Genomic DNA, 738 nt, shown 5'->3' on the forward strand with positions numbered 1-738 from the left:
CATAGCATCAACGGATTTTTCGCCCCCCATAAATAGGTAGGGGGTAAATACCATGACCTCGTCTTTACCCACTGGGCCATACGTTTTGAGTACAGATGGGAAGAGGGGCTTTGAACTGGCTTTTATGTCTTTATATTCTTGATCTTGAAAACCGAAAAAGCTTTGAATGGCACTATTAGCCTCGCCTTTAGCAATCTCACTTTCGTTCCCCTGGTTTGTCAGTATCCAATTTAAGTGAGGGGCTATCTCTAGTGACGCGCCAGTGCGCTCTCCCCACAAATAGAGTTGACCATAGCAATTGCGCGCGATGACATGATAGTTGTCATAATCGGTAAACTCTGTGCCCTTGAGGAAGCACTCAAGCACATCTTCAAACTCGGCGGGATTAGTGATCCAAAATAGGCCATCCTTAAAGCCAGAGAATCCGACCATTTGCCAATACTCAAGCAACTGGTCAGGAAGTATGCCCCGATAAGCTTCAATGTGTTGGTCTGCGGCTTTAACATACGTGGTGGGTTCGCCAAACTCTTCCAAAAACATTTTAAAATCTTCGTCAGACACTGCGTTTTCCTCGTTTCATTTGTTTGTCACAGCCACGCCTTTCCGATTGTCTTTAAGCCTGCTTCAGGCATTGGATTGTGCCCGCATTTAGACGTTTACGATATCAGAAAGCTAATCACAGAAAGCCCAAAAGCCCACTTAGTGAGGACGACATTGGTTAACCTTCATAATGCTTGA

The 738-nt window shown here is 45.1% G+C and carries 1 protein-coding gene; it reads right to left on the reverse strand.

The window, feature by feature from the left end; translation table 11 throughout:
• A partial coding sequence (locus TW84_RS23245; RefSeq protein WP_052707962.1) for a GAD-like domain-containing protein occupies positions 1 to 561 on the reverse strand: 561 nt, incomplete at its 3' end.
• Positions 562 to 738 lie beyond the last annotated feature (177 nt).

Origin of the sequence: Vibrio neptunius, from assembly GCF_000967495.1 — a bacterium.
Classification (GTDB): domain Bacteria; phylum Pseudomonadota; class Gammaproteobacteria; order Enterobacterales; family Vibrionaceae; genus Vibrio; species Vibrio neptunius.